8 protein-coding genes are annotated in these 10,219 nt (G+C 70.3%); 7 read left to right on the top strand and 1 reads right to left on the bottom strand.

Features of this window, described 5'->3' with window-relative positions:
- Window positions 1–101: 101 nt before the first annotated feature.
- A complete protein-coding gene (locus ACFWN1_RS28555; protein ID WP_384368010.1) occupies window positions 102–1,007 on the bottom strand; it encodes a helix-turn-helix domain-containing protein in 906 nt (301 codons plus the stop codon).
- Window positions 1,008–1,151: 144 nt separating this feature from the next.
- Between ACFWN1_RS28555 and tkt the strand changes: the two genes are divergently transcribed.
- From tkt to ACFWN1_RS28520, 7 genes are read left to right on the top strand one after another with little or no spacing between them, the layout of a single operon-like run.
- Window positions 1,152–3,227, top strand: a complete 2,076-nt coding sequence (gene tkt, locus ACFWN1_RS28550) for a transketolase (RefSeq protein ID WP_384368006.1) — start codon at window positions 1,152–1,154, stop codon at window positions 3,225–3,227.
- Window positions 3,228–3,261: 34 nt separating this feature from the next.
- A complete protein-coding gene (tal, locus tag ACFWN1_RS28545; RefSeq protein WP_384368003.1) occupies window positions 3,262–4,428 on the top strand; it encodes a transaldolase in 1,167 nt (388 codons plus the stop codon).
- Window positions 4,428–6,113: a glucose-6-phosphate dehydrogenase gene (gene zwf / locus ACFWN1_RS28540; protein WP_384368000.1), complete on the top strand. Its 1,686-nt coding sequence runs from the start codon at window positions 4,428–4,430 to the stop codon at window positions 6,111–6,113. The genes tal and zwf overlap by 1 nt, the downstream gene beginning before the upstream one ends.
- The gene (opcA, locus tag ACFWN1_RS28535) at window positions 6,110–7,033 is read left to right on the top strand and encodes a glucose-6-phosphate dehydrogenase assembly protein OpcA (RefSeq protein WP_384367997.1); all 924 of its coding nucleotides are present in this window, start codon (window positions 6,110–6,112) and stop codon (window positions 7,031–7,033) included. The genes zwf and opcA overlap by 4 nt, the downstream gene beginning before the upstream one ends.
- The gene (pgi, locus tag ACFWN1_RS28530) at window positions 7,033–8,688 is read left to right on the top strand and encodes a glucose-6-phosphate isomerase (RefSeq protein WP_384367993.1); all 1,656 of its coding nucleotides are present in this window, start codon (window positions 7,033–7,035) and stop codon (window positions 8,686–8,688) included. Before opcA ends, pgi begins: the two co-directional genes overlap by 1 nt.
- Window position 8,689: 1 nt before the next feature.
- Window positions 8,690–9,568, top strand: coding sequence for a phosphogluconate dehydrogenase (NAD(+)-dependent, decarboxylating) (gene gnd, locus ACFWN1_RS28525; RefSeq protein WP_384367990.1), 879 nt, complete (start codon window positions 8,690–8,692; stop codon window positions 9,566–9,568).
- Between the two features lie 6 nt (window positions 9,569–9,574).
- Window positions 9,575–10,168 (top strand): histidine phosphatase family protein, encoded by a 594-nt coding sequence (locus tag ACFWN1_RS28520; RefSeq protein WP_384367987.1) that lies wholly within the window; start codon window positions 9,575–9,577, stop codon window positions 10,166–10,168.
- Window positions 10,169–10,219: the final 51 nt, after the last annotated feature.

The raw sequence follows: 10,219 nt of genomic DNA, 5'->3' as shown, positions 1-10,219 counted from the left end.
CGTCAACTGGTCCCGCTTCCCGCACTGACGCACCGCGGGCGGGGGGGTGGGGCTCACCGGGCCCGGCCCCGCCGCTGTCGTCTGTGGCTCCAGGGGAGGCGTCAGCTCAGCTCCGCCCGGAACCCGACCGGCGTGAGCCCGGTGTGGAGCTGGAAGAACTTGGAGAAGTTGGCCGCGTCCGGGAAGCCGATCGCGGCGCCGACCCGGCCGATAGGCATGTCGGTGTGGGCGAGGAGGCGCTTGGCCTCCAGGATGACACGCTTGTCGATGAAGCCCTTGGGCGTCTGGCCGGTGGCGGCGCGGACCGCGCGGACGAGGGTGCGGCGGGAGTAACCGAGCGCGTCGGCGTAGGCGTTGACGCTGTGGTTGGTGGGGAAGCCGCGCTCCACCGCGTCCCGGAACAGGGTGAAGGTGGTGTCCGTCTGGCTCCGGCTGGCCTCGGCGGAGCTGGCCGCGAGGTGGGCGAGGCGGAGCAGGAACGCGGTGAGGCCGTGCCGCAGGACCGCCGTGTGCAGACTGATCGGCAGGGTCGCGGTGTCCTCGTACTCCCTGCCGAGCTGGGCGAGTGAGTTCTCCAGCGCGGTGAGCTGCGCCGGGCCGGGGTGCAGCAGCGGCGGCAGGTCGTAGCGGTACAGGCCGGTGACCTCGACGGTGGAGCGGGGCAGGAAGCCGGGCTGCATGGTCAGCACGGTGCCCCGGTACCGGCTGGTGCGGGAGAAGCGGTGCACCTGACCGGGGCGGATCCAGAGCACGTCCCCCGCGCCGACCTCGTACTCGGCGAAGTCGATCATGTGCCGGACCGGCCCCTCGGTGAACAGCATCACCACGTGGAAGTCGATGCGGTGGACCCGGTCCAGCGGGGCATCCGCATGCCAGGCGTGGTCCCCACCCATGGCGGCGACCTGCATGCCGACACCACCCACGGCCAGCTCGGTCGGGAAGGGGAAGGTCCTGATCCCGTCACCGTCCGTACCGCGACCCATATCCAGAGGCGATCTGTCCGCCATGTTCGATTTGCCGTTCCTGTCAAGCGATCGGTGTCCCAGATTCACCACAGGCTGACACATCCCGACCTTCCCGCGAAAAAGTCAGACTTTTAAGTTTGAACGCGCTTGATCAGCATCCCTGCTTCTGACGAGGACTTCTTGAAGATGAGCACGCAGACACCCGAGAGCTTCGAGTGGACCGATCTCGACCGCCGCGCCGTCGACACGGCCCGCCTTCTCGCGGCCGACGCCGTGCAAAAGGTCGGCAACGGCCACCCAGGCACCGCGATGAGCCTCGCGCCTGCCGCGTACACGATCTTTCAGAAGGTGATGAAGCACGACCCGGCCGACCCGGAGTGGACCGGCCGTGACCGCTTCGTGCTCTCCCCCGGTCACACCTCCCTGACCCTCTACACCCAGCTCTTCCTGGCCGGGTACGAGCTGGAGCTGGACGACCTCAAGGCGTTCCGCACCCAGGGTTCCAGGACGCCCGGCCACCCCGAGTACGGGCACACCGCCGGTGTGGAGACCACCACCGGTCCGCTCGGCCAGGGTGCCGCCAACGCGGTGGGCATGGCGATGGCCGCCCGCTACGAGCGCGGCCTCTTCGACCCGGAGGCCCCCGAGGGCACCTCCCCCTTCGACCACACCATCTGGGCGATCGTCTCCGACGGCGACCTGGAGGAGGGCGTCTCCAGCGAGGCGTCCTCGCTGGCCGGCCACCAGAAGCTCGGCAACCTGGTCTTCCTCTACGACGACAACCACATCTCCATCGAGGGCGACACCGCCACCGCCCTCTCCGAGGACGTGCTGAAGCGGTACGAGGCGTACGGCTGGCACACCCAGCGCATCGAGCCCACCGCTGACGGCGACGTGGACGTCCCCGCGCTGCACGCCGCCCTGGAGGCCGCCAGGGCCGAGACCGGGCGCCCCTCCATCATCGCCATGCGCACGATCATCGCGTGGCCCGCGCCGACCGCGCGGAACACCGAGGCGTCCCACGGCTCCGCGCTCGGCGACGAGGAGATCGCGGCCACCAAGCGCGTCCTCGGCTTCGACCCGGAGCAGACCTTCGCGGTCTCCGACGAGGTCCTGCACCACGCCCGCCGCGCCCTGGACCGGGGTGCCGAGGCGCACGCCGCCTGGGACAAGCAGATCGCCGAGTGGCGCACCGCCCGGCCCGAGCGCGCCGAGCTGTTCGACCGGGTCTCCAAGGGCGAGCTGCCCGAGGGCTGGCAGAACACGCTCCCGGTGTTCGAGGAGGGCAAGTCCGTCGCCACCCGGGCGGCCTCCGGCAAGATCCTCCAGGCGCTCGGACCGGTGCTGCCGGAGCTGTGGGGCGGCTCGGCCGACCTCGCCGGCTCCAACAACACCACGATCGACAAGACCAGCTCCTTCCTCCCCGCGGGCAACCCGCTGCCCGAGGCGAACCCGTACGGCCGTACCGTCCACTTCGGTATCCGTGAGTTCTCCATGGCCGCGGAGATGAACGGCATCGCGCTGCACGGCAACACCCGCGTCTACGGCGGCACCTTCCTGGTGTTCTCCGACTACATGCGCAACGCCGTCCGTATGGCGGCCCTGATGCAGCTGCCCGTCACCTATGTGTGGACCCACGACTCCATCGGTCTCGGCGAGGACGGCCCGACCCACCAGCCGGTCGAGCACCTGGCCTCGCTGCGCGCGATCCCGGGCCTGAACGTGGTCCGCCCGGCGGACGCCAACGAGACCGCCGTCGCCTGGGCCGAGATCCTGAAGCGGCACGCCACCGACCCGGCCCCGCACGGTCTCGCCCTCACCCGTCAGGGCGTACCGACGTACGCTCCGAACGAGGACGCGGCCAAGGGCGGCTACGTGCTCGCCGACTCCTCGACCGAGGTCCCGGAGGTGATCATCATGGCGACCGGTTCCGAGGTGCAGCTCGCCGTGGCCGCCCGGGACGCCCTGGAGGCCGAGGGCACCGGTACGCGCGTGGTGTCCGTGCCGTGCGTGGAGTGGTTCGACCAGCAGCCGGCCGCCTACCGGGAGAGCGTGCTGCCCGCCGCCGTGAAGGCGCGCGTCGCCGTCGAGGCGGGCATCGGCCTGACCTGGTACCGCTATGTGGGTGACGCGGGCCGCATCGTCTCCCTGGAGCACTTCGGCGCCTCCGCCGACGCGAACGTCCTGTTCGCCGAGTACGGCTTCACCCCCGAGAACGTCGCCGCCGCCGCCCGCGCCTCACTGGCCGCCGCGCGCGCCTGATCCCCCGCGACACAGAATTACGCGACGAAGAAAGATGAGCACTGTGACCGAAGCAATCAGCACCCCCAAGGCCCTCGCGCGTCTCGCCGAAGAGGGCGTGTCGGTGTGGCTGGACGACCTGTCGCGCAAGCGGATCACCTCGAGCGGCCTGGCCGCCCTCGTCAAGGACGGCGGCGTCGTCGGCGTCACCACCAACCCGTCGATCTTCCAGGCCGCCATCGGCTCCGGTGAGGGGTACGAGGAGCAGCTCACCGACCTCGCGGTGCGCGGTGTCACGGTCGACGAGGCCGTGCGCATGATGACGACCGCCGACGTGCGCGACGCGGCCGACGTGCTGCGCGGGGTGTACGACGCCACGGCCGGCCGCGACGGCCGGGTCTCCATCGAGGTGGACCCCCGGCTGGCGCACGACACGGTCGCCACGGTCGCCGAGGCCAAGCAGTTGTTCTGGCTGGTCGACCGCCCCAACGTGATGATCAAGATCCCGGCCACCGAGGCGGGCCTCCCGGCGATCACCGAGGTCATCGGCCTGGGCATCAGCGTCAACGTGACCCTGGTCTTCTCCCTGGAGCGCTACCGCGCCGTCATGGACGCCTACCTGGCGGGCCTGGAGAAGGCTAGGGAGCGCGGCCTGGACCTCTCCAAGATCCACTCGGTGGCGTCCTTCTTCGTGTCCCGCGTGGACTCCGAGACCGACAAGCGGCTGACCGCGATCGGCACCGACGAGGCCCTCGGCCTGAAGGGCCGCGCCGCCCTCGCCAACGCCCGTCTGGCCTACGAGGCGTACGAGGATGTCTTCGCCTCCGCCCGCTGGCAGGCGCTCGCCACCGCCGACGCCAACAAGCAGCGTCCGCTGTGGGCCTCCACCGGGGTGAAGGACCCCGCGTACAAGGACACCCTGTACGTGGACGAGCTGGTCGCCCCCGGCACCGTCAACACCATGCCCGAGGGCACGCTCAAGGCCACCGCCGACCACGGTGACATCACCGGCGACACGGTGACCGGCGGCTACGAGCAGGCTCGCGCCGACCTGGCCGCCGTGGAGCGCCTGGGCATCTCCTACGACGAGGTCGTCCAGCAGCTCGAGGACGAGGCCGTCGCCAAGTTCGAGGCGGCCTGGCTTGAGCTGCTGGACGCCGTGACGGAGTCGCTGAAGAGCGCCCTGAAGAGCGCCCTGACGAGTAAGGGAGTGGACGCGTGATGACGAGCAAGTCAGCGCCGGCGAAGGCGGCCGCCGCCGAGGCGGAACCGGAGGCGGCCACCGCCGCCGAGGCCGAGCCCAGGGCGCGGAGGACCAGGACCCGGGCCAAACCCGCCGCGGTCCGCGAGCCCGAGGACATCCGGGTCCCGGTCGCGCCCGCCACCGAGTGGGAGAACCCGCTGCGCGACGCCCAGGACCGCCGGCTGCCCCGCATCGCGGGCCCGTCCGGCCTGGTCATCTTCGGTGTCACCGGCGACCTGTCGCGCAAGAAGCTGATGCCCGCCGTCTACGACCTCGCCAACCGGGGTCTGCTGCCGCCGGGCTTCTCCCTGGTGGGCTTCGCCCGCCGCGACTGGGAGGACCAGGACTTCGCACAGGTCGTGCACGACGCGGTCAAGGAGCACGCGCGGACGCAGTTCCGCGAGGAGGTCTGGCAGCAGCTCGCCGAGGGCATGCGCTTCGTCCCGGGCGACTTCGACGACGACACCGCCTTCGACCAGCTCAAGGAGGCCGTCGACGAGCTGGACGCCTCCCGGGGCACCGGCGGCAACTTCGCGTACTACCTCTCGGTGCCGCCGAAGTTCTTCCCGAAGGTCGTCCGGCAGCTCAAGAAGCACGGCCTGGCGGACGCCCCCGAGGGCTCCTGGCGCCGCGCGGTCATCGAGAAGCCGTTCGGCCACGACCTGGAGAGCGCGCACGACCTCAACAAGGTCGTGCACGAGGTGTTCGAGCCGGACCAGGTGTTCCGGATCGACCACTACCTGGGCAAGGAGACCGTCCAGAACATCATGGCGCTGCGCTTCGCCAACCAGATGTACGAGCCCATCTGGAACCGCTCCTACGTGGACCACGTGCAGATCACCATGGCCGAGGACATCGGCATCGGCGGCCGCGCGGGCTACTACGACGGCATCGGCGCAGCCCGTGACGTGATCCAGAACCATCTGGTCCAGCTGATGGCGCTCACCGCCATGGAGGAGCCGATCGCGTTCGACGCGGACTCACTGCTCACCGAGAAGCTGAAGGTCCTGAAGTCGGTCCGCCTCCCGGACGAGCTGGGCGAGCACACCGTGCGCGGCCAGTACGCCTCGGGCTGGCAGGGCGGCGAGAAGGTCGTCGGCTACCTCGAAGAGGACGGCATCGACCCCAAGTCGAAGACCGACACCTACGCGGCCCTGAAGCTGGAGATCGACAACCGCCGCTGGGCGGGCGTGCCGTTCTACCTGCGCACGGGCAAGCGGCTGGGCCGGCGCGTCACCGAGATCGCGGTCGTCTTCAAGCGCGCCCCGCACTCACCCTTCGACTCCACCGCCACGGAGGAGCTGGGCCAGAACGCGATCGTCATCCGGGTCCAGCCCGACGAGGGCATGACCGTCCGCTTCGGCTCCAAGGTGCCGGGCACCTCGATGGAGATCCGGGACGTGTCGATGGACTTCGCCTACGGCGAGTCCTTCACCGAGTCCAGCCCCGAGGCGTACGAACGGCTCATCCTCGATGTGCTGCTGGGCGACGCCAACCTGTTCCCGCGCACCCAGGAAGTGGAAGAGTCCTGGAAGATCCTCGACCCGATCGAGCGCTACTGGAACGAGCACGGCACTCCGGCGCAGTACGCGTCCGGAAGCTGGGGACCCGAGGAAGCGGACGAGATGCTCGCACGAGACGGACGGAGCTGGCGCAGGCCATGAAGATCGACCTGACCGACACCACGGCAAGCAAGATCAACAAGGCGTTGGTGGAGGGCCGCCGCGCCATCGGCACCCCGGCCGTGGGCATGGTCCTGACGATGGTCATCGTCACGGACGAGGAGAACGCCTACGACGCCATCAAGGCGGCCGAGGAAGCCTCGCACGAGCACCCCTCGCGCACCCTGGTGGTCATCAAGCGCCACGCCCGCCAGCGGGACCGCACCAACTCCCGGCTCGACGCCGAGGTCCGGGTCGGCTCGGAGGCCGGCGCCGGTGAGACGGTGGTGCTGCGCACCTACGGCGAGGTGTCCGACCACGCGGGTTCCGTGGTGCTGCCGCTGCTGCTGCCCGACGCCCCCGTGGTCGTCTGGTGGCCGGTGGACGCCCCGGAGGCCCCCGCGAAGGACTCCCTGGGCGCGCTCGCCCAGCGCCGGATCACCGACCTCTACGCGGTGGACAACCCGCTGCGGGTGCTGGACACCCGTGCCCGCACCTACGCCCCGGGCGACACCGACCTGGCCTGGACCCGGCTCACCCCGTGGCGCTCGATGCTCGCGGCCGCGCTGGACCAGGCCCGGGTGAAGGTGACCTCGGCAGCGGTGGAGGCGGAGGCGGACAACCCCAGCGCCGAGCTGCTCGCACGCTGGCTGGAGGCCCGGCTGCACGTGAAGGTGGACCGCGTGGTCTCCGAGGGCCCGGTGGTCACCGCCGTGCGGCTCGGCACCGAGACGGGCGAGATCGTCATCGACCGCCCGGAGGGCCCCCTCGCCACGCTGACCCTGCCGGGCCAGCCGCCGCGCACCCTGGCCCTGAAGGTCCGCCCGACCTCGGAGCTGATCGCCGAAGAGCTGCGCCGCCTCGACGCCGACGAGATGTACGCCGTCGCCCTGACCGGCGAGGCACCCAAGGAGAACGCCTGATGTCCGACGTAGCGTCAGACACCCCCAAGCTCACCCGGCGCCCCGAGTGGACGGCTCTCGCCGACCACCGCGCCGGCGGCCAGCCGCACCTGCGCGAGCTGTTCGCCACCGACCCCGGCCGGGCCGAGCGCTATGTCGTCCAGGTGGGCGACCTGCACATCGACTACAGCAAGCACCAGATCTCCGACGAGACCCTGGCCCTGCTCCAGGAACTGGCCGCCGCCACCGATGTGTTCGGGCAGCGGGACGCGATGTTCCGGGGTGAGCGGATCAACACGACCGAGGACCGTGCGGTGCTGCACACCGCGCTGCGTGCTCCCCGGGACGCGGTGGTCGAGGTCGGCGGGGAGAACGTCGTCCCGGCCGTGCACGCGGTGCTGGACAGGATGGCCGGCTTCGCCGGGCGGGTCCGTTCCGGTGAGTGGACGGGGTACACCGGCAAGCGCATCCGGAACATCGTCAACATCGGTATCGGCGGCTCCGACCTCGGTCCGGCGATGGCGTTCGAGGCCCTTCGCCCCTTCACCGACCGTGACCTGACGGTGCGGTTCGTGTCGAACGTGGACGGCGCGGACCTGCATGAGGCGGTGCGGGACCTCGATCCGGCGGAGACGTTGTTCATCGTGGCGTCGAAGACGTTCACGACGGTCGAGACGATCACCAACGCGACGTCGGCCCGGAAGTGGCTGCTGGCGGCGCTGGGTGACGACAAGGCCGTGGCGAAGCATTTCGTGGCGTTGTCGACGAACGCGGAGAGGGTCGCCGGGTTCGGTATCGACGTGGACAACATGTTCGAGTTCTGGGACTGGGTCGGGGGCCGGTACTCGTTCGACTCGGCGATCGGGCTGTCGCTGATGATCGCGGTCGGTGCGGAGCGTTTCCGGGAGCTGCTGGACGGTTTCCACACGGTGGACGAGCACTTCCGTACCGCTCCGGCGGAGTCCAACGCTCCGTTGCTGTTGGGGCTGTTGGGGATCTGGTACGGGAACTTCTTCGACGCGCAGTCGCACGCGGTGCTGCCGTACAGCCATTATCTGTCGAAGTTCACGGCGTACTTGCAGCAGTTGGACATGGAGTCCAACGGCAAGTCCGTGCAGCGGGACGGTACTCCGGTGGAGTGGCAGACGGGGCCGGTGGTGTGGGGGACGCCGGGTACCAACGGGCAGCACGCGTATTACCAGTTGATCCATCAGGGGACGAAGCTGATCCCGGCGGACTTCATCGGGTTCGCGCGTCCGGTGGACGAGCTGGGTGAGGAACTCAGGGCGCAGCACGATTTGTTGATGGCCAACTTCTTCGCCCAGACCCAGGCCCTCGCCTTCGGCAAGACCGGGGAAGAGGTCCGAGCGGAGGGCGTCGCCGAGGCGCAGGTGGCCCACCGCACCTTCCGCGGCAACCACCCCACCACCACGATCCTGGCCCGCGAGCTGACCCCCTCCGTGCTGGGCCAGCTGATCGCGCTCTACGAGCACAAGGTGTTCGTCCAGGGCGCCGTCTGGAACATCGACTCCTTCGACCAGTGGGGCGTCGAGCTGGGCAAGGTCCTCGCCAAGCGCATCGAACCCGCCCTCACCGAAGGCGCGGACGTGCCCGGCCTCGACCCCTCCACCACGGCCCTCGTCGCCGCCTACCGCTCCCTCAAGGAAGTGAACTGACATGCAGCTCGGACTCATCGGCCTCGGCAAGATGGGCGGCAACATGCGCGAGCGCATCCGCCGCGCGGGCCACCACGTCATCGGCTACGACCGCAACCCGGAGCTGAGCGACGCCAAGGATCTCGCCGAACTGGTCGAGAAGCTCGACGCGCCGCGCACCATCTGGGTCATGGTCCCGGCCGGCACCGCCACCCAGGTCGTCGTCGACGAGCTGAAGGACCTGCTCTCCCCCGGCGACGTCGTCGTGGACGGCGGCAACTCCCGCTGGACGGACGACGAGAAGCACGCCGCCGAGCTGGCCATCAAGGGCGTCGGCTTCGTGGACGCGGGCGTCTCCGGCGGTGTCTGGGGCCTGGAGAACGGCTACGCCCTGATGGTCGGCGGCGACAAGGAGAACGTCGACCGCCTCCAGCCCATCTTCGACGCCCTCAAGCCGGAGGGCCCGTACGGCTACGTCCACGCGGGCCGCGTCGGCGCCGGGCACTTCTCCAAGATGGTCCACAACGGCATCGAGTACGCCATGATGCAGGCGTACGCCGAAGGCTGGGAGCTGCTGGAGAAGGCCAACTCCGTGGACAACGTCCGCGAGGTCTTCCGCTCCTGGCAGGAGGGCACCGTCATCCGTTCCTGGCTGCTCGACCTCGCGGTCAACGCCCTGGACGACGACGAGCACCTGAGCGAGCTGCGCGGCTACGCCGAGGACTCCGGCGAGGGCCGCTGGACCGTCGAGGCGGGCATCGACCACGCGGTGCCGCTCCCGGCCATCACCGCCTCGCTGTTCGCGCGCTTCGCCTCCCGTCAGGACGACTCGCCGCAGATGAAGATGATCGCCGCGCTGCGCAACCAGTTCGGTGGCCACGCGGTCGAGAAGAAGGGCTGACCCGGCGTGGGGGACCTGCTGCTGGTCCGCCACGGCGAGACGGAGTGGAGCAGGTCGGGCCGGCACACCAGCTGGACCGACCTGCCCCTCACCGAACACGGTGAGGAACAGGCGGGTTCGCTCGCCCCGCTCCTCGCCGGCCGGACCTTCGCGCTCACCCTGGCCAGCCCCCTGGGCCGGGCCCGGCGCACCGCCGAACTGGCGGGCGTGACCGGCCCCGAGACCGATCCCGACCTGCGCGAGTGGGACTACGGCGGCTACGAGGGCATCACCACCGTCGACATCCACCGCACCCGGCCCGACTGGGACCTGTGGACCGACGGTGCGGTGCCCGGCCCCGAGGGACATCCGGGCGAGTCGCCCGAGCAGATCGGGACGCGCGTGGACCGGGTGCTGGCCCGCGTGGAGAAGGCGCTCGACGCGGACAACGGCGATGTACTGCTCGTCGCGCACGCTCATGTGCTGCGGGTGCTGACGGCCCGCAGGCTGGGCCTGCCGCCCAGCGGGGGCCGGCTGTTCCAGCTTGCCACCGGCACGGTCAGCCGGCTCTCCACCGAGCACGGACGCCCCGTGATCGCGGAGTGGAACCTGCTGCCCTGAGGCGCCGGACGGCCCGGAGCGACCTGATGGTTGCGCGGGCCCGTCTCCATG

This window comes from Streptomyces sp. NPDC058459 (assembly GCF_042721685.1).
GTDB lineage: Bacteria > Actinomycetota > Actinomycetes > Streptomycetales > Streptomycetaceae > Streptomyces.
This window is presented reverse-complemented; position numbering and strand designations above follow the sequence as displayed.